Here is a 24,632-nt window from a genome sequence, read left to right as displayed (position 1 = left end):
GGAATTCGGATGACAAAAAACGACCGTGCCGCGGAAAAATTTCCGGAAAAAGAGTATCTTTATCCCGGAAAAATATTCCGGAATGGCACGTATCCTCTTTCTGACCGACTTCTCGGAAGCCTACGCGCGCAATCTGCTGCTCGGGATCGCCCGTTATGCCCGCAATGCCGGGCAGGCGTGGAGCCTCTGCCGGCTGCCGCTGTCGATCCGCGACAAGTTCGGCATCGGCGCCGTGCTCGAGCTGGCCGGCAGGATGCGCGCCGACGCCGTGATCGGACAGTTTTACAATACGGACAATGTGGAGCTGTTCGCGCAGAGGGGCATCATCACCGTCGCGCAGGATTTCGAGGCGCGCTTCCCGAACATACCCAACATTACCGGACCGCATTTCCTGGCCGGAAAGATGGGGGCGGAGTATTTCCTCAAGAAGGGATTCCGGCACTTCGCGTTCTACGGTATGCGCGACGTCGTGTGGTCCGACGAGCGGTTGCAGGGGTTCCGCGAGACGGTGCGTGCGGCGAACCCCGGATTCAGTTTTTCTGCCCTGGACAAAAGCTCCCGGAACGAGTTGTGGAACTACGATCCCGTGCAGTTGGTGGCTTGGCTGCGTGCGTTGCCGAAACCGGTCGCTGTCATGGCCTGCGACGACAACCACGCCTATCATATCACCGAAGCCTGCCAGCAGCGCGAGGGGGGGGGGAAATTGCGCATTCCGGACGATATCGCGGTGCTCGGCGTGGACAACGACGAGACGATCTGCCGCCTGTCGGAGCCGAATCTCTCGTCGCTGAACCAGAATATCGAGCAGGGCGGCTACGACGTCGCGCAGCTGATCGACCGGATCATCCGCGACCCGGCGACGCCGCGCGAGGATGTGATGGTCATGCCGACGCACATCGTGACGCGCCAGTCCACGGACATTTACGCCAACGGCGACCAGCATATCGCCGAAGTGCTGAAATACATTCACGAAAATATCCGGGAGAAGATTTCGGTCGATGAGCTGGTGGCGCTGGTTCCGCTCTCGCGCCGCCTGCTGGAGACGCGTTTCAAGAAGAGCATGGGGACTTCGATCTACGACTACATCATCCAGACCCGCATCGAGAAGGTCGCCCAGTTCCTGTGCGAGGGAATGAGCGTGTCGGAGGCCGCCCTCGAACTGGGCTTCTCCGACATCAAGAACCTTTCGCGCATGTTCCGCCAGTTGCGCGGCATGACTCCTTCGGAATATCGCAGGCACGTGCTTCATCCCGAACGCTGATTCCGCCCTCCGGTGCGGCGGCGGTTCGCGGAACCGTGCGGCATGCGGATCGTCCGGCGCCGGACGTGCGGTGCTTCCGTGTCGTCGGCAGCGGGGACGCACCGGTCCGTGCACCGCCTTTCGGAGAAGGCGGTGCGATCTTTTCGCCCGTTTTGTTCGAATGTCGTTCGTTTTTTGTACCTTTACCCCCGCTTCGCCGCGGTGTCCGTCCGTGGAAAGGCCCGGAAAACGGCCTCCCGAAGGAGACTCGGGCGGCGAAGCCGATTTTTTTGAACTAAACGAAAATTACGATGGCTTACAACTTACTGAAAGGAAAGAAAGGATTGATTTTCGGCGCGCTCAACGAGCAGTCGATCGCCTGGAAGGTGGCGGAACGCGCCGTGGAGGAGGGGGCCGAGATCGTCCTCACGAATACCGCCGTGTCGATCCGCATGGGAACGATCGGCCGGCTGGCCGAGAAGTGCCGTACGATCGTCGTGCCGGCCGACGCCACGAGCGTGGCGGATCTGGAGAACCTGATGGACAGGACGATGGAGCATTTCGGCGGCAAGTTCGACTTCATGCTCCACTCGATCGGCATGTCGCCCAACGTTCGCAAGGGCCGCACCTACGACGATCTGGATTACGACTACCTTTCCAAGACGCTCGACATTTCGGCCATCTCGTTCCACAAGGCCATCCAGGTGGCCCGCAAGAAGGACGCCATCAACGACTGGGGTTCGATCGTGGCGCTCTCGTATATCGCCGCGCAGCGCACGCTCTACGGCTACAACGACATGGCCGACGCCAAGGCCCTGCTGGAGTCGATCGCCCGCAGCTTCGGTTATATCTACGGCCGGGAGAAGCACGTGCGCATCAACACCGTCTCGCAGTCGCCGACGCAGACCACGGCCGGCAGCGGCGTGCTGGGGCTGGGCGACCTGATGTCGTTCGCCGAGAACATGTCGCCGCTGGGCAACGCCTCGGCCGAGGATTGCGCCGACTACGTGCTGACGCTCTTCTCGGACCTCACGCGCAAGGTGACGATGCAGAACCTCTACCACGACGGAGGATTCTCGTCGATGGGCATGTCGCGCCGCGCGATGAAGACCTACGAGAAGGGCATGCGGTTCGACGACGTGCACCAGAACCAATACCCCTTCGGAAAGGAGGAGACGAAATAGTTTCCGGAGCGGGAAGACGTTCCGGGGAAGTCGCTTTCCCGGAAGACAGGATGAAAAAACGGAGGCTCAAGCCTCCGTTTTTTCATGTCATGGCCGCTTCATGTCGGGGCGGATGTGCCGGCATGCGCGGACGGGCGGGGGATGCCGCCGTGCGGCAGGGGCTTCTGTCGGGGGTATTCCGCCCGGTCTGGGTTCAGTACTGGTGTCCGTCGCCGCGGATTTCGTCGCGGGTGATCGGACGGCGGTTCAGCGCGCGCCAGGCGTACCAGATATAGGCCGCCACGAAGGGCACGAAGAGCGACACCCAGGCCATCGTCCGGAGCGTGAAGAGGCTCGACGAGGAGTTGCGGATCGTCAGCGACGACTGCATGTCCACCAGCGAAGGGTAGTAGGCCGTATCGTTCCAGCCGGCGGCGAGCAGCAGGGCCAGCACCGCGAGGATCGTCCCCGAACCGCCGAACCAGACGGCCCGCCGGTTGCCCCGCCAGCCTGTGTAGATGCTCCAGAGCACGAGCAGGACACCGGCGAGCAGCGCGGCGGCGACATAGGGCATCGCGGTGAGGTTGTGCAGGTATTTGTACTCCTCGACCCGGATTGCGCCCGTCGCGGGGTCTGCCGTCAGACCGTCGGCGACGAGCAGCGCCGCGAGCCAGCCGACGAAGCAGCCGACGAAACCCGGGGTCATGACGGCGATCCGGCGGCGGCAGCGCGCGGCGATCGTCTCGTCGTCGATGCTGTTCATCAGGTACTGGCAGGCGAGCAGTTGCGCGAGCAGCGTCACGGCCAGGCCCAGCAGCCAGTTGCGGATGTCGGCGACGGCCTCCAGGCCGTGCCACGGGGTAGTCCATTGCGAGATGACCGCCTCGCCGCCCGTTCCGGCCAGGTTGAGCCGGTCCACGGTGAAGTTCGCTCCCGTGAAGAGCGTCGAGACGGCCATGCCCAGCAGCAGCGGGCCGAGCAGGCCGTTGATGAGCAGGAAGGCGTTGTAGGTCCTCTCGCCGAAGACGTTCGCGGGCTTGCGTCGGTATTCGTAGGCCACGGCCTGGATGACGAAGCAGAGCAGAATGGCCGTCCAGACGTAGGCCGCGCCGCCGAACGACGTGGAGTAGAAGAGCGGGAACGAGGCGAAGAAGGCGCCGCCGAAGGTGACGAGCGTCGTGAAGGTGAACTCCCATTTGCGTCCCAGCGCATTGACGATCATGTTGCGCTCCTCGTCCGTGCGCCCGAGGTCGTAGAGCATGGCCTGTCCGCCCTGTACGAAGAGCAGGAAGACCAGAAGGGCGCCCAGCAGCGAGATGATGAGCCACCAATAGTGTTGCAGCAGAGTCAGCGTGTCCATGGCTTATTCGTTTTTGGGTCCGATTTTGATTTGGCGGAACATGATGCTCAGTTCGGCGACGAGCAGTGCCGTGAAGAGCGCCAGGAAGAGGAAGAAGGTCGTGGCGACCGAGCCGCTCGGAATCTTCGAGGCGGCGACACCCACGGGCATCAAGTCCTGAATGGCCCAGGGCTGGCGTCCGGCTTCGGCGACGATCCACCCCGTCTGCGAGGCCAGGTAGGCCAGCGGCACGCACCACACGGCCGTGTGCAGCAGCCAGCGCTTCGCGGCCAGGCGGTCGCGGCGGTTGTACCACCAGACGAGGCCCAGAACGAGTATGAAGAGACACCCCGCGCCGACCATCACGCGGAACGAGTAGAAGAGCAGCGGCACGTTCGGGACGAGCTGCTGCGGGCTTTCCAGATAGCCGTAGCCGAAGTAGGCGAAGTACTCGCGCAGGAAGTGTCCGCCCTGCGGCGTCGAGCGGTCGAACAGCGCCTCGATCTGCCGCATCGTCCCCTCGTCGCCCTCGTCGCGCGCCCGGCGGTAGCGGTCGAGCGTGGCGATGACGGCGTGCCCGCGGGCGATCTTCTCCTCGGCCGAGAGAATGCCCCGCTCGGGGTTGCCCTCCACCAGGTCGTTGATGCCCGGCACGAAGGCGTCGGCGTCGCGGAAGCTCATGATCGAGAGCAACTTCGGAATGTCGATCTTGAAATAGAAGGCTTCGTCGCCCGACGCGTGCCCGGCCTGGGGGCGCAGCAGTCCGACGGCCGTGAGCGGCGCTCCCTCCCGTCCGTCGTAGAGCGCCTCCATGGCGGCCAGCTTCATCGGCTGCGTGCGGGCCGCGATGGCGCCCGAGCGGTCGCCGGTCCAGGCCGTGGCCAGGGCCGATACGAGCCCGAAGAGCGAGGCGATGGCGATGCTTTTGGAAGCCATGCGCTTTTCGCGGCCCCGGAGCAGGTACCATGCCGAAACGCCCACGACGAAGAGCGCCGCGAGGGTGAACGACGAAGTGACCGTGTGCAGGAACTTATTGACCGCCACGGGCGAGAGGGCCACGGCCGAGAACGAACTCATCTCGTTGCGGACCGTTTCGAGGTTGAAGTCGCAGCCCACGGGGTGCTGCATCCAGGCGTTGGCCACCAGAATCCACCAGGCCGAGAGGTTGGCGCCGATGGCCGTGAGCCACGTGGCGGCGAGGTGGAAGCGTTTGGAGACCTTGTCCCAGCCGAAGAACATGACGGCGATGAAGGTGCTCTCCATGAAGAAGGCCAGAATGCCCTCGATGGCCAGCGGCGCGCCGAAGATGTCGCCCACGAAGTGCGAATAGTTCGACCAGTTGGTGCCGAACTCGAATTCGAGGATGATGCCCGTGGCTACGCCGATGGCGAAATTGATGCCGAACAGGCGCATCCAGAATCGGGTCGTGCGGCGCCAGAACGCGTCGCCCGTGCGGACGTAGAGGGTCTCCATGACGGCGATGAGGAATCCCAGTCCGAGCGTCAGCGGCACGAAGAGCCAGTGGTAGATGGCCGTCAGGGCGAATTGCGCCCGCGACCAATCGACGGTCGATAGGTAGTCGGTAATCATAGCGTTATTTTTCGGGAATCAGATTTTCCAGCACATGATCGGCGCGTTCACGGGAGTCCATCCCGGCGAGCAGGTCGGGAAAGAAGAAGAGGCGCAGCACGGCGAAGAGGATGAAGAGCTTCACGAGGATAATGGCCCAGAGCGTGCGCCCCAGGGTCATCGAGCGGAACCCGTCGATATAGAATCGGGCTATTTTGCGGAGCGTCTGCATCGTTTCCGGTCGTTTCGTCTCCAAAGATAGTGTTTTTTTCGTACTTTTGCACCTCCGGAGCGAAATCCGGCTGTTATTGAATCGAAAATCCAATGAATGCGAAACGAACGGAAGAACGGCTGCCTTCGCCGTGGGTGTCGGCCGTCCCGCTGGCAGTGCTCACGGTGCTGCTGTACGTCGTGATCCGCTGCTTCGGCGGCGACGCCATCAACGGCGGCAGCCAGATCGCGCTGCTCTCGGCCGCATCGGTCTGCGTGATGCTCTCCATCGGAATCTACCGCTGCCGGTGGGCCGTTCTGGAGGAGGCCATCATCGACAACATCCGCGCCTCGGCCTCGGCCATCCTCATCCTGCTGCTCATCGGCGCCATCGCCGGGTCGTGGATGGTCAGCGGCGTCGTGCCGACGCTCATCTGCTACGGCCTGCACATCCTTCATCCGTCGTTCTTTCTGGTGGCCTCGTGCCTCATCTGCGCCGGCGTGTCGCTGATGACCGGCAGCTCGTGGACCACGATCGCCACCATCGGCGTGGCGCTCATGGGCATCGGGCAGGCGATGGGCTTTCCCGAGGGATGGGTCGCCGGAGCGATCATCTCGGGGGCCTATTTCGGCGACAAGATCTCGCTGCTCTCCGATACGACGGTGCTGGCCTCCTCGACGGTCGGCGTCCCGGTCTTCACGCACATCCGCTACATGCTCTACACCACCGTGCCGTCGATGCTCGTGGCGCTCGCGGTCTTCACCGTGGCGGGACTGTGGCTCAACCACGGCACGGCGGAACAGACGGTGCTTTACGCCGATGCGCTCCGCGCGACGTTCCGCATCTCGCCGTGGCTGCTTCTCGTGCCGCTGGCCACGGGGCTGCTCATCGCGCGCAAGCTCCCGGCGATCGTGACGCTCTTCGCCGCGGCGGTCTTCGCCTGCGTAGCGATGCTCGCGGCGCAGCCGGGGCTGGTGGCGCAGGTGGCGGGCGTCGCGGAGACCGACTTCCTCTCCGGATTCAAGGGGGTGCTGATGACCCTCTTCGGCCCGACGTCGCTCGCTACGGGCTCGCCCGTGCTGGACGAGCTGGTTGCGACGCGCGGCATGGCCGGAATGCTCAACACCGTGTGGCTCATCATCTGCGCCATGTGCTTCGGCGGCGTGATGACCGGCAGCGGCATGCTGCGCTCGCTCACGGCGATCTTCCTGCGGTTCGTGCGCCGCACCTTCCCGGCCGTGGCCTCGACCGTCGGCGCGGGCATCTTCTTCAACCTCTGCACGGCCGACCAGTACATCTCGATCATCCTCTCGGGGCGTCTCTTCCGCGAACTCTACGCACGGCGCGGGCTGGAGGAACGGCTGCTGAGCCGCTCGGTGGAGGATTCGGCCACGGTGTGTTCGGTGCTCGTCCCGTGGAACTCGTGCGGCATGACGCAGGCCACGGTGCTCGGCGTCTCGACCTTCGTCTATATGCCCTACTGCGTCTTCAACCTCGTCAGCCCGCTCATGTCGCTGATAGTGGCCGCCGCAGGGTGGAAAATCCGGAAAAACAACAATCCCGTGCGATGAATACGAAACTGGTTATCTTCGATCTCGACGGCACGCTGCTCGATACGATCGGCGACCTGGCCGTCGCCTGCAACGCCGTGCTGGCCCTTCGCGGGCTGCCGCAGCACTCCTACGGGGAGTACTGCCGTTTCGTGGGAAACGGCATCATGCGGCTCGTCGAGCGGGCCCTGCCCGAGGAGTTGCGCACCCCCGAAAACGTGGCGCTCGTGCGGGCCGACTTCGTGCGTTACTATACGGAGCATATCGACCGCCATACGAAACCCTATGCCGGCATTCCGGAGCTCGTGGAGGAGCTTCGGCGGCGCGGGGTGCGGCTGGCCGTGGCCTCGAACAAATTCCAGGCCGGGACCGAAAAGCTCGTCGGGCTGTTCTTTCCTTCGGTGCCGTTCGCCGCGGTCCTCGGACAGCGCGCGGGAGTGCCGCTCAAGCCCTCGCCGGCGGTGGTGGAGGAGATTCTCGCCCGCACCGGTACGCCGCGCGGGGAGGTGCTCTACGTAGGCGATTCGGGCGTGGACATGGAGACCGCGGCGGCGGCCGGCGTGCGTTCGGTTGGCGTGACGTGGGGATTCCGGGCCCGGCAGGAACTCGTGGAGGCCGGGGCGCAGCATCTCGTGGACCGTCCGGAGGAGATTCTCGCGCTGTTGTAGCGGGGCGGTTCCGGGGGCGGATTTCCGGCGGTCCGCGGCGGTTTCCGGACGGATTATGCCTGTCCGGGAAAAATACCCCCGATCGTGTTCCCTATTGGCTGCATCGCGCGGCAGGAAAGGGTGCGGACGGGATCGGGAGGCGACGGAACGGCGGCTGTTGGAGCGGTCGGGGAGCCGGTGCGCGAGGCGGGCTTCGAGCAGGCCGGAGTGAAGGCCGCCGCGGCGCGGGCGCGGCTCCGGTCCGTCAGTTGCAGTAGGTCTTCACGTCGGCGGCGGTGATGCGCCCGTCGGAGAGGATGAGCAGCCGCTCGACGACGTTGCGCAGTTCGCGGACGTTGCCGCTCCACGGCATCGCTTGCAGGGCGGCGACCGCCTCGGGGTCGATGGGTTTGGGCGCCAGTCCGTATTCGGCCGATATGAGGCGGATGAAGTGGTCCGTGAGCAGCGGAATGTCCGCGGCGTGTTCGCGCAGCGCGGGGACCCGTACGACGATGACGCCGATGCGGTGGTAGAGGTCCTCGCGGAAGTTGCCCCGGCGGATCTCCTCGCGGAGGTCCTTGTTCGTCGCGGCCACCACGCGCACGTCCACCTCGATGTCCTTGTCGCTGCCCACGCGGCTGATGCGCCGCTCCTGCAGGGCACGCAGCACCTTGGCCTGCGCCGCAGGCGACATGTCGCCGATTTCGTCCATGAAGAGCGTGCCGCCGTCGGCCTGTTCGAATTTGCCCTTGCGCTGTTTGATGGCCGATGTGAAGGCGCCGCGCTCGTGACCGAACAGCTCGCTTTCGATCAGTTCCGAAGGGATGGCCGCGCAGTTCACCTCGACGAACGGTCCCGCGGCGCGGGCGCTTCCGGCGTGGAGGCGGCGCGCCACCAGCTCCTTGCCCGTGCCGTTTTCGCCCGTGATCAGTACGCGCGCCTCCGACGGGGCGACGCGGTCGATCAGCCGGCGGACGCGGTCGATCTCGGGCGAGTCGCCGATGATCGGCTCGGCCTGCGCGGAACGTGCGCGGCGGCTGCGGCGCACGCCCGGCGCTGCCGTCGGGGCGGCGGGCGCCGCGACAGCGGGCGGGTTCTCGATCGTCCGCTGAATGGATTGCAGCAGGTGGTTCATGTCGATGGGCTTGGTGAGGAAATCCTGCGCTCCGTTGCGGACGGCCCGCACGGCCGAGTCGATCGACGTCTCGGTCGAAAGGGCGATGAAGGGTATGCCGGCATCCGGAACTTTGCATGCCGTGTCGGAGAGGATCACGTCGAAGGGAATCTTCGCGCACATGTCCGACGCCTCCTTTTCGTTTTCGGTGGCCTCGGTCGAGAAACCTTCGTATTCGAGCCGCTCGCGCAGAATGTTTCGCACGCTTTTTGATTGGTCCAGAATTAAAACTTTTGCCATAGCTTATATTTGAAAAAAATTATCTACTTTTGTCCCAAAGTTAAGGTTTTCCGCGCCGTTGGACGAATCCGGCAGGACCGGACGGCGCGGGCGGAAAACAGTTCGAAACGTCTTGATAAGGTCTATCGCGAAGGCCCGGCCGGAGGCTCCGGCGGACCGAACGGGACAGTGTGCGGGACCGAAACAGCAATATGAAGAAGAATTACAATTACACGCGACGCAAGTTGTACCTGCCCGAATACGGGCGCCATATCCAGGAGATGATCGACTCGCTGCTGGAGATAGAGGACCGGCGCGAACGCAACCGTCAGGCGCGGGCCGTCATCGCCGTCATGGGCAACCTGAACCCGCTGCTGCGCGACACGGCGGACTTCACCCACAAACTCTGGGACCATCTGTTCATCATGTCTGATTTCCAGTTGGATGTGGACAGTCCCTACCCGCGTCCCTCGCGGCAGGAACTGACCGTTTCGCCCCGTCCGATGGCCTATACGCAGGGGCGGATCGCCTACAAGCATTACGGCAAATACGTCGAGCGGATGATCCGGTCGCTGGCCGGGTGTCCCGACGGGCGGGCCGTGGCCGGAGCGGTGGACAATCTGGCCCGCTACATGCGTGCCAAGAGCTACGAATATAATCAGGAGCATCCCAACAACGAAGTGATCGTAAAGGACATCAAGCACATGTCCGGGGGAGCCATCGAAATCGACGAAGCGGCCATAAACAACCTCCGAAGCGACTATAAACAGCACTTTTCGGCGCGTCCCCAGAAGGGCGCGCAGCAGGGCCGGCAGCCTTACCAGCAGCGGCGGCAGCAGCAGAACCGCCAGCAGCAGCACGGACGCAGTTTCCCCAAGAACGGCTCCGCGCACCGCAGTCCGTCGAAATGATCCGCCGCTCCCGCCGGGATGCGGGGAGGCGGAGCGGAGTTGCCGTCCGGGGCGCGATGCCCCGGGGCGGAACGGAGTTTGCGTCCGGCGTGAGCGGATCATTTGGTCCCTTTTGCGGGCGCGAATAAATTTTTGGCACTTCCCGCGCTTTGTATTATCTTTGTGTTCGTCAAATGCGAAAACGACCATTCATGAGCAGAGAAACGTTTGTCGTCCTGTGCGCTGCGGCTGCCGCCATGTGCGGCTGCCAGTCTTCGAAAGTGAAAATTTCGGGCCGCATCGTCGGCACGGAGCCCCGCAATATCTATCTGGAGGAGGTCACGCCGCTCCGGCAGACGATCGTCGATTCGACGGTGCTCGCCGCCGACGGCAGCTACCTGTTCCGGCTCCGCGACATCGCCGCATCGCCCTCCCTCTACAATGTGGTGTACGACAACGAGCGGATTCCGCTGCTCGTGGAGGGCGGCGACCGTGTGACGGTGAACTCCGCGGGAAGCGTCGTGCGCAACTATACGGTCGAGGGGTCGGCCGAGTCGGAGCTGCTGCGCGAGTTCTACCAGGCCTTCGTCGTTGGCGCGCAGCATCTGGACGAAATCGCCTCTCGCTTCGCCGAGCCGAACCTTTCGGAAGAACGGCACCGGGAGCTGATGAAGGAGTACACGGACGAGTATTTCCGTATCCGCCGCGAGCAGTTGCGCTTCATCGTCGAGAACAAGTCTTCGCTGGCGGCGGTCTATGCGCTCTATCAGCGTCTGCCGGGCGACAGCTACCTGTTCAACGGCGACGGGGACGTGGTTTACTACCGTACGGTGGCCGAAGCCGTGGCCGAACGCTATCCCGGCTCGCCCTACGTCGGGGCGTTGCAGGCCGAGGTGGCGCGTATGGACGCGCAGGCCGGGCTGGCCTCGAAGGTGAGCGAGCTGAACTACCCCGATCTGGAACTGACCGACATGTACGGAGAGAAGGTCCGCCTCTCGAAGGTGGCCGAGGGAAAGGTCGTGCTGCTGGACTTCTGGTCGGCCGAGCTGGGCACGAGCAATGCGCTCAACGCCGACCTGAAGGAGCTGTACGCGAAATACGCCGGCCGCGGGTTCGAGGTCTATCAGGTGGGTATCGACACGTCGAAACCGCTGTGGATCACGGCTGTTCAGGAACAGCAACTGCCGTGGAAGTCGGTCACCGACCTGCGCGGGCGCGCCTCGTCGGCCCTGGTGGTCTATAACGTGCAGCGCATTCCGGCCAATTTCCTCATCGACCGCGAGGGAACGATCGTCGGAAAGAACCTCTACGGCCGGAGCCTCGAGGAGAAACTCGAACAGTTGCTTCCGTAGCCGAATGTACTACTTCGCCTCGGACATACACCTCGGCGCCGGCGATCCGGAGACGGCGCGGCGCACGGAGCGGCGTTTCGTCGCATGGCTCGACGCCGCGGGGCGCGATGCGGAGGCGATCTTTCTTCTGGGCGACATCTTCGACTTCTGGTTCGAATACCGCCGCGTGGTTCCCAAAGGCTTCGTGCGGACGCTCGGCAAGCTGGCCGAACTCACGGACCGGGGCGTGCGCGTGGTCTTCTTCACGGGCAACCACGATATGTGGGTGGGCGACTACCTCGCGCGTGAATGCGGCGTGGAAATCCACACCGCGCCGCAGGAGGTGACGCTCGCCGGACAGCGGCTCTTCCTGGCCCACGGCGACAACATGCGCATCGAGGGGCAGCCGGCGCTGCGCCTGCTCAACACGGTGTTCCGGTCGCGGACGCTGCGGCGGCTCTTCGCCTGGGGCGTGCATCCCGATCTGGCGATGAAGTTCGGCCGCTGGTGGAGCGGCAAGTCGCGCAAGCGGCACAACGACGCCGACCGCCGGGCCGCCGAGACGGGTTGCGGAGGCGGTTTCGACGCCTCGCTCACCGAACCGCTCATCGACTATGCCCGCGACTATGCCCGCACGCACGCCGTGGATCATTTCCTCTTCGGACACATGCACTTCGCCCGCGATTACCGCGAGGGGGCGCTGCACACGGTGCATCTGGGCTGCTGGGAGAAGAACCCCTCCTACGCCGTGCTGGACGACGGAGGACGTCTGACGCTCAAAACGCTCGAACCATGAAACAATACCTCGACCTGCTGCGCCGCATCCGGACGGAGGGCGTCGTGCGCGGCGACCGCACGGGAACCGGCACGATGGGGGTCTTCGGACACCAGATGCGTTTCGATCTGGAGGAGGGCTTTCCGCTGCTGACCACCAAGCGGGTCTTCCTCAAGGGGGTGATCCACGAGTTGCTGTGGTTCCTCGCCGGAGACACCAATATAAAATACCTCGTCGAAAACGGCGTCCACATCTGGGACAACGACGCCTACCGCTACTATAACGAACTTTGCGCCCGTTGCGGCGTGCGCCCCGTGTCGCGCGAGGAGTTCCTCGCCTCGGCGGGTGGTCCGTCGCCGATCGAAGGCTACCGTTACGGCGATCTGAACCATGTCTATGGCTACCAGTGGCGGTCGTGGCCCCGGCCCGGCGGGGGCGCGGTGGACCAGATCGAGCAGGTGGTGGAGACGATCCGCCGCAACCCCGAGTCGCGGCGGCTGCTGGTCTCGGCGTGGAACGTCGCGGAGATCGGCGAGATGGCCCTGCCGCCGTGCCACGTGCTGTTCCAGTTCTATGTGGCCGGGGGGCGGCTGTCGTGCCAGTTGTACCAGCGCAGCGCCGACACGTTTCTCGGAGTGCCCTTCAATATCGCCTCCTATGCCCTGCTGACGATGATGACGGCGCAGGTCTGCGGCCTCCGGCCGGGAGAGTTCGTCCATACGCTCGGCGACGCACACCTCTACCTGAACCATCTGGAGCAGGCCGACGAGCAGCTCGCACGCACGCCGCGTCCGCTGCCCGCGATGCGGCTCAACCCCGCGGTGCGCTCCCTCGGGGCGTTCCGTTACGGAGATTTCACGCTCGAAGGCTACGATCCCTGGCCGGCGATCAAGGCCCCCATGTCGTTCTGACCAAAAAAACGATTCCCATGCTTTCCCTTATCGCTGCCGTCGCCGAGAACGGTGTGATCGGCGACAAAAACGCCCTGCTGTGGCATATTTCCGAAGACCTGAAACATTTCAGGGCCGTGACGACGGGCCATCCCGTCGTGATGGGCCGCAAGACCTTCCTTTCGCTCGGGCGTCCGCTGCCCGGGCGCACGAACGTCGTCCTCACGCGGCAGGCGCTCGACATTCCGGGCTGTACGGTGGTCCACTCGCTGGAGGAGGCCGTCGCGCTCTTTCCGGACGACGAGGAGGTGTTCGTCATCGGCGGGGCGCAGGTCTATGCCGAGGCGCTGCCGCTGGCCGGCCGCTTCTATCTCACGCGCGTGCGGCATCCCTACGAGGGCGACACGCGCTTCCCGGCATGGGACGAGAACGAATGGCGCCTCGCGGCCTCGGAGGCGTTCCCGTGCGGAGCGTCCTATCCCTGGCCCTTTGTCTTCGAAACCTGGGAGCGGCGCTGAATTTACGCATTTATACCACCCCGCGACCCGGCGGGATTCCCTACCTTTGCGCTTGCAAAGGTTTTTTTGCGTCTATGGGAAAGTATTTCGATCTGTTGATGGAGGACGTGCGGATGCGCGAGGGGCTGCATTCGTGCATGAACTGCGGCGTCTGCACGGGCGTCTGCCCCGCGGCGGAGTTCTACAACTACGACCCGCGGCAGATCGTCAATATCGTGCAGACGCGCGACGACGAGGCCATCGAGGAGCTGCTCCGCAGCGACACGATCTGGTATTGCGGCGAATGCATGTCGTGCCGTCCGCGCTGCCCGCGGGGCAATACGCCGGGGTATGTGATCCAGGCGCTCCGGCGGCTGTCGCAGAAGCTCGGCCTGTTCGTCGAGAGCGAGAAGGGCCGCCAGCAGTTGGCCCTCAAGCGCATCATCGGCGACAACATCCTGCGCACGGGCTATTGCCTCGTGCCGCGGCTCGTGAAGCCCGAGCTGCATCCCGAGCAGGGGACCGTCTGGCAGTGGATCTACGACAACGACAAGGAGGTTTACGGCCGTTTCACGCCCGTTTACATGAAACAGGGGGCCGGGGCGCTGCGGCGCATCGACGACGAGTCGCTCGACGAGATTCGCCGCATCTTCGACGTGAGCGGCGGACGCGAGATGTTCGACGACATCGAGCGCCACTCGGACCGCAAGGCCCGCGAGATGGGTTACTCCGAGGGGGCCGGCGAACGCTACCTCATGGATGTTTTCACGACGAACAGCAACGAACACGATTAGCCATGATGAAACGGGCAAGCTGGACGGATTACCAGAAACAGATCGCCGACGACCGCTACTACTACGGCCGCAGTTGCATCCGGCAGAATTTTTTCCCGGGCAGCGAAAAGGCGTTCATCGACATACTGCGGCACGACCTGGGGCGCGACCTGCTGGACGACCCCAAGCACTCCTCGTGCACGGGCATCGGCTATCATTCGGACATCGTGCCGCTGGAGACGATCATGACGGTCGTGGCGCGGCAGTTCTCGCTGATGAACGAGGCGGGGTACGAGAATTTCGTCACCTCGTGCATCACCTCCTTCGGCGTCTATACCGAGGTGCTGGCCACCTGGGCCGAGTTCCCCGAGACGGAGGAGCGTACGCGCGAGAACCTGCTGAAGGCCACCGGACGCGAATTCCGCAAGCCGGCCAGTCTGGCCCACACGTCGGACGTCATGTTCCATTTCCGCGACCGGATCGCCGCACAGGCCCGGCGGCGGCTGGTGAACGTGGCGACGGGCGAACCGCTGCGCGTGGTCGAGCACATCGGCTGCCACTACGCCAAGATCTTCCCGAAGTCCGGGATCGGCGGTTCGGAGTTCCCCTACGTGCTGGCCGGCATGGTCGAGGCGTGGGGCGGCGAGTGCGTTGATTACCCCGAACGGCGGCACTGCTGCGGATTCGGGTTCCGCAACTACCTCGTGCAGGCCAACCGCGGCTATTCGATCGCCAACTCGCACAAGAAGCTGGAGAGCATGGCCCCCTACAAGCCCGACTTCATCGTGGCCAACTGTCCGGGTTGCGCCATGTTCCTCGACAAGTGGCAGTACGCCATCGCCGAGATGGAGGGCACGACCTACGGGGAGAACGGCCACGGCATCCCGGTCCTCACCTACGAGGAGATGGCCGGGCTGGTGCTGGGCTACGACCCCTGGGCGCTGGGAATGCAGATGCACCAGGTCGATGTCGAGCCGCTGCTCGACAAGATGGGTGTCGAATACGACCCCGCGGCCAAATACCTCGGCCGCAACGGGAAATATATCGGCAAGCCCGCCTCGGCGGTGGTGAACTGCGGCACGACCGACACGGTGTACGACATAAGGGAGTAGAAGCCGCGTCCGGCCGCGGTCCCGAAGACTGCGGGAAAGCCCCCTCCTCCGGGAGTGCGGGGCGACGTTGAATGGTAGCAAAAATTCGGATATGAAAAAACGGATCATCGTCATAGGCGGCGGCGCGGCGGGTATGCAGACCGCGCTGCGGCTCGCCGAACAGGGCGCCGAGGCGGTCCTTCTGGAGAAGGAGGCCGAGCTGGGCGGCAAGCTCCGGGGCTGGCATGTGCTCTTCCCGTCGTTCACTCCGGCCGGGGAGGTGCTCTCCGAGTTGCGGCGGCGGGTGGCGGCGAGCGGCGTGCGGGTGGAGACGGGCGCCGAAGTGGTGGGCCTTTCGCCCCGGGAGGTGCGGCTGGCCGACGGACGGACCCTTGCGTGCGACGCGGCGGTTCTCTGCACGGGTTTCACGCTCTTCGACGCCTCGGTCAAGGAGGAGTACGGCTACGGCATTTACGACAACGTGCTGACGTCGGTCGATGTCGAACGGATGCTCCGCGAGGGGCGTGTGGCCAAGGCCGACGGCTCGCAGCCGCGGCGGATCGCCTTCCTCCACTGCGTCGGATCGCGCGACGAGAAGGTGTGCCAGCAGCACTGTTCGAAGGTGTGCTGCATCACGGGTGTCAAGCAGGCGATGGAGATGAAGCGGCTCTTTCCCGACGCCGACGTTTTCAATTTCTACATGGACATACGCATGTTCGGTCCGGGATACGAGGAGATGTACCGCGAGGCGCAGCAGCGCTATAACATCCATTTCGTCCGCGGCCGCATCTCGGAGGCCGGGCCCACGCTCGACGGACGGGTGCAGATCAAGGCCGAGGATACGCTGACGGGCCGTCCGCTGCGCATGAGCGTCGATCTGCTGGTGCTGCTGGTGGGCATGCGCGCCAACGACGACAACGCCGCGCTGGCCGCCGGGGCCGGGCTGCGGCTCGCTCCGAGCGGGTTCCTGCAGCCGCGCGACCTGTTCCTGGACAACGTCCGCAGTTCGGCGGACGGGATCTTCTGCGCCGGGGCGGTCTCCGCGCCCAAAAGCCTCGGCGAGACGTTGAACGAAGGGACCGCTGCGGCCGACGCCGCGGTCCGCTACGCGGGGATGTAGGCATGGCGATCCGTTTCGGCTATACCATTTCGAAACCCCGGGCGATCGACCTCGACCGCAACAACCTGCGCAAGAGCGACGAAATCCTGCGCGAGATGCCCGAGTTGCAGACCTGCATCGGCTGCGGAGGCTGCACGGCGGTCTGCACGGCCGGAAATCTCACGGAGTTCAACTTCCGGCGGGTCCACACGCTCGTCCGCCGCGGCGAGTATCAGGGGGCCTACGAGGAGATGAACAAGTGCATGCTGTGCGGCAAGTGCCGGCTGGTGTGCCCGCGCGGCATCAATACGCGGGGCGTGGTGCTGTTGATAAAACGTAAACTGGGGGACTTCTGACGATGACCTTTTTCGCGCCTTTCTGCATTCCGTTCATGGTCGGTGCGGCCGTGATGTTCCTTACCCTCGCGTGGAAGTGGGGCGTGTGGCTCTGGCGTCTGCCCCGGGCCGACAAGATGCGCATCGTGCGCGGCCTGCCCACGCGCCGCACGGCGGAGGCCGTGTGGGAGGTGGTGAGCGAGTCGCTGCTGCACCGCCGGATCTTCCGCGTCAATCCGCTGCTGGGCTACATGCACATGTCGCTGGCCTTCGGGTGGTTCCTGCTGATCGCCGTGGGGTGGATCGAGACGGTCGCCTACCTCGGCTTCCGCTACGTGCCGTTGCAGGGGCATGTCTTTTTCAAATACTTCGCCACGGGGCTGGAGCACAAGCCGGCATTCGACTTTGCGATGGACCTGCTGCTGCTGTTCGTCCTCTCGGGCGTGGCGCTGGCATGGGCCAAACGCTTCCGTTCGCGGGCGATGGGCCTGCGCCGCACGACGAAACACGTGCCGGGCGACCGTGTGGCGCTGTCGGCTCTCTGGTTCGTCTTCCCGGCCCGTTTGGCGGCCGAAAGCGCGACCTGCGCCCTTTACGGCGGCGGGGGATTCCTCACCGGATCGCTCGGCGCCTGGCTGGCCGATCATGTCGGGGTGCTGCCGCTCATGAACTTCGAGTCGGCGGCATGGTGGTTCTATTCGTCGTGCCTCGGAGTTTTCTTCGTGGCGCTGCCCTTCTCGCGCTACATGCACATTTTCACCGAGATTCCGCTCATCTTCCTGCGCCGCTACGGCCTGCGGTCGGGCGAGAAGGAGACCTCCTACGACCGCTTCCAGACCGATGCCTGCTCGCGTTGCGGCATCTGCATCGACCCCTGCCAGTTGCAAAGCGTGCTGGGGAAGGATACGGTGCAGTCGGTCTATTTCCTGCGCGACCGCCGCTACGGCATGCTGCGGCGCGAGACGGCCGACGACTGCCTGATGTGCGGCCGCTGCGCCGTGAAGTGTCCCGTGGGCATCGACCTCAATACGCTGCGGCTCAATTCGCGCGATACGATGCGCAACGTGCCCGATGAACGGCGTTACGGCTATTTCGCCGGGCTGGACCGCTCCTCCGGGACGGGCAAGGTGGGTTATTTCGCCGGGTGTATGACCCTGCTGACGCCCCGCACCCTGTCGGCGATGGAGCGCGTGTTCGGCGCCGCCGGCGAGGAGGTGTGGTGGGCCGACCGCGAAGGGGGCGTCTGCTGCGGGCGGCCGCTCAAACTGGCGGGCGAGACCGATTCGGCCCGCCGGATGATGCGCTACAATACGGAGCTGTTCCGCAAACACGGCATCACGACGCTGGTGACCTCCTGTCCGATCTGTCTCAAGGTCTTCCGCGAGGATTACGACCTGCCGGGGATCGAGGTGCTGCACCATTCGGAATATATCCATCGGCTGCTCCGCACGGGGCGGCTGGCGGTGGCGCACGGCGCGACGCGCTTCACGTACCACGATCCCTGCGAACTGGGCCGCGGCAGCGGCATCTACGACGAGCCGCGTGCGGTGATCGGTGCGGTCGGGGAGCTGCTCGAACCCGCCTCGACGCGGGAGAACGCCCTCTGCTGCGGATCGTCGGTGGCCAACACGGCGATTTCCGACGAGGGGCAGCTCCGCATCGCCCGCGCGGTGGGCGCCGAACTCGAGGCGACGGGCGCCGAGGTCGTAGTCACGGCCTGCCCGCTCTGCAAGAAAGCGCTCGGACGCGGCGTGAAAGCTCCGGTGCGCGATCTGGCGGAGGTGGTGGCGGACAGTCTGGTACGTAATTAAACGAAGGAAACGAGATGGATGTGAAGCAGAATATTCTGGGAGCGATCGGGCGGACGCCGATGGTGCGGATCAATTCGCTTTGGTCGAGTCCCTGCGTGAATATCTTCGCCAAGCTCGAAGGGTTCAATCCCACGGGCAGCATCAAGGACCGGATCGCCGTCAAGATGATCGAGGCGGCCGAACGCGAGGGACGGCTCATGCCCGGGAAGACGATCATCGAACCGACGTCGGGCAATACCGGGATCGGGCTGGCGATCGTGGGCATCGTCAAGGGCTATCCCGTGGAGATCGTGATGAGCGAAGCGGTGTCGGTCGAACGGCGCAAGATCATCCGCGCCTACGGCGGCAAGGTCCGTCTGACGCCCGCGGCGGAGGGGACCGACGGGGCGATCCGGCTGGCCCGCAGACTGGTGGCCGAGAACCCCGACAAGTATTTCATGCCCGATCAGTTCGCCAATGCCTGCAACTACCTGGCGCACTACGAGAATACGGCGCTGGAAATCTGGCAGCAGACCGGCGGCGAGATCGACTACCTGGTCTGCGCGCTCGGGACCTCCGGGACGCTGATGGGCCTGTCGCGGTTCCTGAAGACGATGAAGCCGTCGATCCGGGTCGTCTGCGCGCAGCCTACGCAGGGGCACTACATCCAGGGGTTGAAGAACATGGAGGAGGCGATCGTGCCGGCGATCTACGATGCTTCGAAAATCGACGTGCAGGAGCTCGTCGAGAGCGAGGAGGCGATCGAGATGGCCCGGCAGATCATCGCCCGCGAAGGGATCTTCGCCGGGATGAGCAGCGGTGCGGCGATGCTCGCGGCCCTGCGCACGGCCGAGCGGATCGAACGGGGAAATATCGTCGTCGTATTCCCCGACCGGGCCGAGAAGTACCTTTCGACGCAGATGTTCGCCCGCTTCGACGACTGACGCGCTGCGGCTGCGGGACGCCCTGTCCGGGATCTTTCGCCGGAAGCCTCTGCGGTCCCGGGACCGTTATCCGGCCGGTCCGGTTGCCGGGCGGCGGATCGGAGGCGGCTGCCCGTTGCGAATGAAAAAATATTTTCGGATTAAACGATTAACAGTCAGTCGGTTTTCGGCGGACGGGCTGCGTGGGGCGAAATTTTATTTGCCGGAACCGGATTTTTGTATTATCTTTGCACATGCAAAAGCGATAGATCGCACAAGCTAACGATATATCGCGGGATGGAGCAGTTGGCAGCTCGTCGGGCTCATAACCCGAAGGTCGGAGGTTCGAGTCCTCCTCCCGCTACCAAGGCGGACAATTCGGCGGAATTGTCCGTTTTTTTGTGCAAAGAAAGAACGGGAGGGGCGTGCCGTGCGGTTTTCGGAGGAGGTTCGTGCGGTTCGATGCCTGCTTTTGCGGGTTCGGCGTGCATTTTGCAGCGACAGGGGTGTAACCATAAATTCGGAAGCCATGAAAGAAAAAGAGAACACGACCTGCGATCCCTGCGAGCGGAATTTCGAACGCAATATCGACCGGATGGTGAAGGCGGGCGAAGCCCCCGCGGAGAAGACACGCCGGGAGAAGGAGGCCGAGGTGAAATCGGCCTTCGCCGAAGAACATCCGGCCGCGAAGTGATTCGGGGCGTATGAAAGGCCGAGGGGCGGAACGCATTGCGTTCCGCCCCTCGGCATGCCGGCAGACCAGAAGCGGCGACGGGGAAAAATCCCGCCGTTTCGGCCGGAGCGGCGGTTCCCGCATTTCGCAACGGAGCCGCTCCTCCTCTCCGGCCCGCGCTACCGTTCCGCCCGATATGCTTCGAGTCCGCTTCGGAGGAATGCGACGAATCCGGGTATGCTGAGGTCGTATCCGCGGGGCGGTACGAGCATCTTGCCGCCTCGTCCCTGCAGGACGTAGTAGGGCTGTGCGTTCACGCCGTATGTCGTGAGCGCGTAGCGGGAGTTGATCTTGCCGAGGCTTTTCAGCACTTTTCCCGACTCGGTCGTGACCCATTCGTTCTCGGGGAGCACTTTCTTGTCGTCGGAGTAGAGCGCGACGATCACGTAGTCGTTGCGCAGCATGGCGAGCACCTCGGGGTCGGACCATACGCGGGCCTCCATTTCGCGGCAATTGACGCAACCGTGTCCCGTGAAGTCGATGAAGAGCGGCTTTCCGACCTTTTCGGCATAGGCTTCGGCCTCCCGGAGATCGAAAAACCCTTCGAGCCCGTGCGGCAGGTGGAGGAAGTCGCTGTATTTGGGTTTGAGCCCTTCGACGGTCCGCAGCCCCTCTCCGGAGGCCGTACTTCCCGCGGCCGCGCCGCCCTGTCCTGCGACGAAGTCCTGTGTCGCAAGGGGCGGAAGATAGCCCGAAAGGCCTTTGAGCGGGGCGCCCCACATGCCGGGAAGGAGGTAGATGACGAACGAGAAGGTGACGATGGCCAGTGCGAGGCGTCCCACACCCAGGTAGGGCATGTCGCTGTCGTGGGCGAATTTGATTTTCCCCAGCAGGTAGAATCCCAGCAGGGAGAAGGTGACGATCCACACGGCGAGGTAGATCTCGCGGTCGAGCAGTCCCCAGTGGTAGGTCTGGTCGGCCACGGAGAGGAATTTCAGACCCAGCGCGACTTCGATGAATCCCAGTACGACCTTCACCGAATTGAGCCATCCGCCGCTTTTGGGCAGCTTCTTGAGCATCGCGGGAAAGAATGCGAAGAGGGTGAAGGGCAGGGCGAAGGCCACGGAGAATGCGAGCATGGTGACGATCGGACTCCAGAACTCGCCTGCTGTGGACTTGATGAGCACCGATCCGACGATGGGACCCGTGCAGGAGAACGACACCAGCACGAGCGTCAGGGCCATGAAGAAGATGCCGGCCAGCCCCTTCGAATCGGCCTTCGCGTCGGTCTTATTGACCATCCACGAGGGCATGGTGATCTCGAACGCACCGAAGAACGAGGCGGCGAAGACCATGAATACGAGGAAGAAGAGGATGTTCGGCAGCCAGTGCGTGGCCAGCCAGTTGAATATGTCGGCCGTCACGGCGTCGCCGCCAAGGATGCGCGTGACGAGAATGATCGCCGCGATGGGGAGCGTGTAGAGGGCCACGATGAAGAATCCGTACATGGCGGCGCGGAAACGGCCCAGCGCCGGGCTTCCGGAACCTTTCATGAAGAACGAGACGGTCATCGGGACCATCGGGAAGACGCAGGGGGTCAGCAGCGCGGCGAATCCCCAGAGGATCGCCTCGATGATGAGCGACCAGAGCGTACCTCCGCCCGCGGCATCGGGCGCCGTTGCCGGAGTCGTCGCGGCGAGCGCGGCGGAGGGACCGTTCCCCGTTGCGCCGGCCTCCGTGTCCGACGGCCGCGACGCGGGAACCGCGCCTTCTCCGGCCGCCGAACCCTCTGGAACCGCGATCGTCAGTTCCGTATCGTCGGGCGGCATGCAGCTCGTATCGTCGCAGATCATCCATTCGATCTGCGCCTTGAGCACGGCCTGCGGAGCCGCGAGTTTCACCCGCTGGGCGAAACGGGCCTTTCCGGAGAAAGTTCCGATCTCCATGCCGAACAGTTCGTCGAAATAGCGGTGCGGCGTGTCGAGCTGTTCGACGCCGCCTTCGAGCGTGACGTCCTCGTTCGGCGTGAAGGTGATCGTCGTGGCGTTGGGACCTCCGTCGTAGGGGCCCATGTCGTACATGTGGTAGCCTGCGGGAATCGCGGCTTCGAGCACGATGCGGTAGGCGTTGTCGTCGAGACGTTCCGCCGTGCCCGTCCACGTGACGTTTTGGCCCGCGGCCGATGCGGCGGCGAACAGTGCCGCGAAGAGCGGCAAAAGTATGCGCATTGGTCTCTGCATGGTCGTATTCGTTTTATAATCCGGACAAATATAGCGGTTTTTTGCGGATTAATCGCTACATTCGCGGGATGATTCGTCTGTCGCTCGTAATCCCTACCTACAACCGTGCCGCGCCGCTGCTGGCGGCGCTCGAATCCGTCGTGCGGCAGGATCTCCCGCCGCAGGAATGGGAATGCGTCGTGGTGAACAACAATTCGCCGGACGATACCGAGGCGCGTTTCGGGGCTTTCGCCGCGGCGCATCCCGGAGTGACGCTCCGCATGGTCCGCGAGGAGAGTCCGGGGGTGTCGTACGCCCGCAACCGGGGGCTTGCGGAGGCGCGCGGGGGGATCGTGGTCTTCATCGACGACGACGAGCGGGTGAACGAAGGCTTCCTGAGGGCCTATGCCGACTTTTTCGACTCGCATCCCGAGGCCGTCGTGGCCGGGGGGCGCATTGTCGCCGAGTATCCCGGGGGACGTCCGGCGTGGATGTCGAAGTGGGTCGAGATGCCGATCGCCAATCCGATGGATTTCGGCGACGCGGTGCGTCCCTTTCCCGCGGGACGGGTCCCGGGCGGCGGCAACATGGCGTTCCGGCGGGCGGGGCTGGAGGGATTCGGCGGTTTCGATCCCTCGCTCGGCCGGGCGAACGGCGAGCTGATCGGCGGCGAGGAGAACGACTTCTTCGAACGGCTGCGGCGCGGCGGCGAGACGATCTGGTACGTTCCCGGTGCGGTGATGTGGCATATCATCCCCCCGTCGAAGCTCACGGAGGAGTACTTCCGGCGGCTGAGCCGCAACGTGGGCGTGAGCCAGCGGCTCCGGGCGCGGATTCACGGCCGCATGGCGAAGACCTGCGCGCTCGAGATCGCGAAGTGGGGAGCGACGCTGCTGCTGGCGCTGACCATGCCGCCCCGCAAGTCCCGCTGGCTCCTGCGCCTGCGCTGGGGGATCGCGCGGGGAATCTTCTGCGGTCCCGGGCGGTAGGCGGCGCGCCCGAGACTGTCCGGACCGGTATGATCGTGGAATCGGCGAAAAAAGGACGTCTCGCGTGGAGGCGTCCTTCGTGTTTCGGTCCGGAGTTTCGTGTGCTTGTCCGGTATCTGAATCTAAAAGAGGTATTTCTCGTGCTTGACCTTGCTGACCAGCCGGTAGATGTCTTTCCAGGCATCTTCGCCGAAGGTCGTGCCCACGACTTCGATCACCTTGCCTGCGGTGATGGCGCCGATCGTGCCGCACTGGCGCAGCGAAAGCCCTTCGCACAGCCCGGCGAGGAATCCCGCCGCGTAGAAGTCCCCTGCGCCCGTGGTGTCCACGCGTCTGGCGGCGGCCATGATGCCCACATGCACCACCTCGTCGCCCCGTTTGATGAGCGCGCCCTTCGTGCCGATCTTCACCACGGCCAGTTCGGCCAGCTCCGAAATCGCCTGCAGGGCGTTCAGCGGCTCGGCTTCGCAGGCGAAGGTCTTGGCCTCGTCCTCGTTGGCGAAGACGATATCGACGTATTCGCGCACCAGGTCGCGCAGGAACGTGAGGTTCTCGGCGACGATATTGAAGCTCGCCAGGTCGATAGCCACCTTCAGCCCGCACTCCTTGGCCGTGCGGGCGGCCTGCAAGATGAGGTCGTGGCTCTGCACCAGATACCCTTCGACGTAGAGACAGTCGTAGCCGTCGAAGATCGAGGGCTCGATCTCCGCGGCCGACAGCTCCAGCGCTGCGCCGAGGTGGGTCACCATCGTCCGCTCCCCGTCGGGGGAGATGAGCGAAACGCATTTGCCCGAACGCTCCTTTCCGCGGAAGATGAGCGGCTCGATGCCGAGGTTCTCGAGGGCCTGGATGAAGAAGTCGCCCGTGGTGTCGGGGCCCACCTTGCCGATGAAGCCCACCTTGCAGCCCAACTGCGCCATGGCGCGGATCGTGTTGCCTGCCGAGCCGCCGAGCGAGAGCGAGTAGGGGAGTCCGGCCACCGATTTCGAGATTTCGGTCTGGAGCACGGTGTCCACCAGACTCATCGAGCCTTTGGCTAATTTGAACCGTCCCAGCACGGAGTCGGTTTTCAGATTGACCAGCATGTCCGTAAGGGCGTTGCCGATGCCGATTACGCGTTTCATTGGTTTGTGTTCGGGTTTTTGAGGGTTTGCCGCGGTTCCCTTTCCGTCCGTTCGCCCGGGATGTCTTCCGCAGGGACGCACGCATCTCCCTGCGGCCGCTTCCGACGGGCGGAGCGCCGGT

The 24,632-nt window shown here is 64.3% G+C and carries 23 protein-coding genes and 1 tRNA gene; 18 read left to right on the top strand and 6 right to left on the bottom strand.

Annotated features, from left to right (window positions below; genetic code table 11):
* Positions 1 to 82: 82 nt before the first annotated feature.
* Together KB554_RS08955 and KB554_RS08950 are read left to right on the top strand one after the other, a co-directional pair.
* Complete coding sequence (locus KB554_RS08955) at positions 83 to 1,261, top strand: DNA-binding transcriptional regulator (RefSeq protein WP_141428986.1); 1,179 nt, start codon at positions 83 to 85, stop codon at positions 1,259 to 1,261.
* Between the two features lie 290 nt (positions 1,262 to 1,551).
* On the top strand, positions 1,552 to 2,424 hold the full coding sequence (locus tag KB554_RS08950; RefSeq protein WP_141428988.1) for an SDR family oxidoreductase: 873 nt from the start codon (positions 1,552 to 1,554) through the stop codon (positions 2,422 to 2,424).
* Between the two features lie 193 nt (positions 2,425 to 2,617).
* On the opposite strand, the gene KB554_RS08945 is transcribed toward KB554_RS08950, so the two are convergent.
* The 3 genes from KB554_RS08945 to KB554_RS08935 are packed head-to-tail and all read right to left on the bottom strand — an operon-like array spanning position 2,618 to position 5,543.
* Entirely contained in the window at positions 2,618 to 3,763 is a 1,146-nt protein-coding gene (locus KB554_RS08945; protein WP_211035677.1) for a cytochrome d ubiquinol oxidase subunit II, read from the bottom strand.
* A gap of 3 nt (positions 3,764 to 3,766) precedes the next feature.
* Entirely contained in the window at positions 3,767 to 5,332 is a 1,566-nt protein-coding gene (locus KB554_RS08940) for a cytochrome ubiquinol oxidase subunit I (protein ID WP_141428991.1), read from the bottom strand.
* 4 nt (positions 5,333 to 5,336) lie between these two features.
* A complete protein-coding gene (locus tag KB554_RS08935) occupies positions 5,337 to 5,543 on the bottom strand; it encodes a DUF4492 domain-containing protein (RefSeq protein WP_141429996.1) in 207 nt (68 codons plus the stop codon).
* A 92-nt stretch (positions 5,544 to 5,635) separates the two neighbouring features.
* On the opposite strand from KB554_RS08935, the gene KB554_RS08930 reads away from it, so the two are divergent.
* Both KB554_RS08930 and KB554_RS08925 read left to right on the top strand, forming a co-directional pair.
* The gene (locus KB554_RS08930) at positions 5,636 to 7,093 is read left to right on the top strand and encodes a Na+/H+ antiporter NhaC family protein (protein ID WP_211035675.1); all 1,458 of its coding nucleotides are present in this window, start codon (positions 5,636 to 5,638) and stop codon (positions 7,091 to 7,093) included.
* Complete coding sequence (locus tag KB554_RS08925) at positions 7,090 to 7,740, top strand: HAD family hydrolase (RefSeq protein WP_141428994.1); 651 nt, start codon at positions 7,090 to 7,092, stop codon at positions 7,738 to 7,740. The genes KB554_RS08930 and KB554_RS08925 overlap by 4 nt, the downstream gene beginning before the upstream one ends.
* Positions 7,741 to 7,984: 244 nt before the next feature.
* On the opposite strand, the gene KB554_RS08920 is transcribed toward KB554_RS08925, so the two are convergent.
* Positions 7,985 to 9,133 carry a sigma-54 dependent transcriptional regulator gene (locus KB554_RS08920; RefSeq protein WP_211035673.1) on the bottom strand — a complete coding sequence of 383 codons (1,149 nt, stop codon included), beginning with the start codon at positions 9,131 to 9,133 and terminating at the stop codon, positions 7,985 to 7,987.
* Between the two features lie 191 nt (positions 9,134 to 9,324).
* Between KB554_RS08920 and KB554_RS08915 the strand changes: the two genes are divergently transcribed.
* From KB554_RS08915 to KB554_RS08855, 13 genes are all read left to right on the top strand, one after another.
* On the top strand, positions 9,325 to 10,023 hold the full coding sequence (locus tag KB554_RS08915) for a DUF4290 domain-containing protein (protein ID WP_211035672.1): 699 nt from the start codon (positions 9,325 to 9,327) through the stop codon (positions 10,021 to 10,023).
* Positions 10,024 to 10,214: 191 nt separating this feature from the next.
* Positions 10,215 to 11,354 (top strand): TlpA disulfide reductase family protein, encoded by a 1,140-nt coding sequence (locus KB554_RS08910; RefSeq protein WP_211035671.1) that lies wholly within the window; start codon positions 10,215 to 10,217, stop codon positions 11,352 to 11,354.
* Between the two features lie 4 nt (positions 11,355 to 11,358).
* The gene (locus tag KB554_RS08905; protein WP_211035670.1) at positions 11,359 to 12,129 is read left to right on the top strand and encodes a UDP-2,3-diacylglucosamine diphosphatase; all 771 of its coding nucleotides are present in this window, start codon (positions 11,359 to 11,361) and stop codon (positions 12,127 to 12,129) included.
* Positions 12,126 to 13,019: a thymidylate synthase gene (gene thyA / locus KB554_RS08900; RefSeq protein ID WP_211035669.1), complete on the top strand. Its 894-nt coding sequence runs from the start codon at positions 12,126 to 12,128 to the stop codon at positions 13,017 to 13,019. Before KB554_RS08905 ends, thyA begins: the two co-directional genes overlap by 4 nt.
* A gap of 17 nt (positions 13,020 to 13,036) precedes the next feature.
* Positions 13,037 to 13,516: a dihydrofolate reductase gene (locus tag KB554_RS08895; RefSeq protein WP_211035668.1), complete on the top strand. Its 480-nt coding sequence runs from the start codon at positions 13,037 to 13,039 to the stop codon at positions 13,514 to 13,516.
* Positions 13,517 to 13,590: 74 nt separating this feature from the next.
* Positions 13,591 to 14,289 carry a 4Fe-4S dicluster domain-containing protein gene (locus KB554_RS08890; protein WP_141429006.1) on the top strand — a complete coding sequence of 233 codons (699 nt, stop codon included), beginning with the start codon at positions 13,591 to 13,593 and terminating at the stop codon, positions 14,287 to 14,289.
* A 2-nt stretch (positions 14,290 to 14,291) separates the two neighbouring features.
* Positions 14,292 to 15,380: a heterodisulfide reductase-related iron-sulfur binding cluster gene (locus KB554_RS08885; protein WP_211035667.1), complete on the top strand. Its 1,089-nt coding sequence runs from the start codon at positions 14,292 to 14,294 to the stop codon at positions 15,378 to 15,380.
* A 91-nt stretch (positions 15,381 to 15,471) separates the two neighbouring features.
* The gene (locus KB554_RS08880) at positions 15,472 to 16,479 is read left to right on the top strand and encodes an FAD-dependent oxidoreductase (protein ID WP_211035666.1); all 1,008 of its coding nucleotides are present in this window, start codon (positions 15,472 to 15,474) and stop codon (positions 16,477 to 16,479) included.
* A gap of 2 nt (positions 16,480 to 16,481) precedes the next feature.
* Complete coding sequence (locus KB554_RS08875; protein WP_141429011.1) at positions 16,482 to 16,814, top strand: 4Fe-4S dicluster domain-containing protein; 333 nt, start codon at positions 16,482 to 16,484, stop codon at positions 16,812 to 16,814.
* Positions 16,815 to 16,816: 2 nt separating this feature from the next.
* On the top strand, positions 16,817 to 18,604 hold the full coding sequence (locus tag KB554_RS08870; RefSeq protein WP_211035665.1) for a (Fe-S)-binding protein: 1,788 nt from the start codon (positions 16,817 to 16,819) through the stop codon (positions 18,602 to 18,604).
* A gap of 14 nt (positions 18,605 to 18,618) precedes the next feature.
* Positions 18,619 to 19,527, top strand: a complete 909-nt coding sequence (locus KB554_RS08865; protein WP_141429015.1) for a cysteine synthase family protein — start codon at positions 18,619 to 18,621, stop codon at positions 19,525 to 19,527.
* 270 nt (positions 19,528 to 19,797) lie between these two features.
* Positions 19,798 to 19,873, top strand: a tRNA-Met gene (locus tag KB554_RS08860).
* 162 nt (positions 19,874 to 20,035) lie between these two features.
* Positions 20,036 to 20,200 (top strand): hypothetical protein, encoded by a 165-nt coding sequence (locus KB554_RS08855; RefSeq protein ID WP_162852162.1) that lies wholly within the window; start codon positions 20,036 to 20,038, stop codon positions 20,198 to 20,200.
* Between the two features lie 158 nt (positions 20,201 to 20,358).
* Here the strand turns inward: KB554_RS08855 and KB554_RS08850 are convergent, their stop codons facing one another.
* On the bottom strand, positions 20,359 to 22,419 hold the full coding sequence (locus KB554_RS08850) for a thioredoxin family protein (RefSeq protein ID WP_211035663.1): 2,061 nt from the start codon (positions 22,417 to 22,419) through the stop codon (positions 20,359 to 20,361).
* A gap of 68 nt (positions 22,420 to 22,487) precedes the next feature.
* Here KB554_RS08850 and KB554_RS08845 point away from each other — a divergent pair, with 68 nt between their 5' ends.
* Entirely contained in the window at positions 22,488 to 23,387 is a 900-nt protein-coding gene (locus KB554_RS08845; RefSeq protein ID WP_141429019.1) for a glycosyltransferase family 2 protein, read from the top strand.
* A gap of 122 nt (positions 23,388 to 23,509) precedes the next feature.
* On the opposite strand, the gene KB554_RS08840 is transcribed toward KB554_RS08845, so the two are convergent.
* A complete protein-coding gene (locus KB554_RS08840) occupies positions 23,510 to 24,511 on the bottom strand; it encodes an adenosine kinase (RefSeq protein ID WP_141429021.1) in 1,002 nt (333 codons plus the stop codon).
* Positions 24,512 to 24,632 lie beyond the last annotated feature (121 nt).

Origin of the sequence: Alistipes sp. Marseille-P2263 (genome assembly GCF_018101075.1) — a bacterium.
Taxonomy (GTDB): domain Bacteria; phylum Bacteroidota; class Bacteroidia; order Bacteroidales; family Rikenellaceae; genus Alistipes; species Alistipes dispar.
Note: the sequence above shows the minus strand (reverse complement) of the source record. Positions and strands in the feature narration are given on the sequence as shown.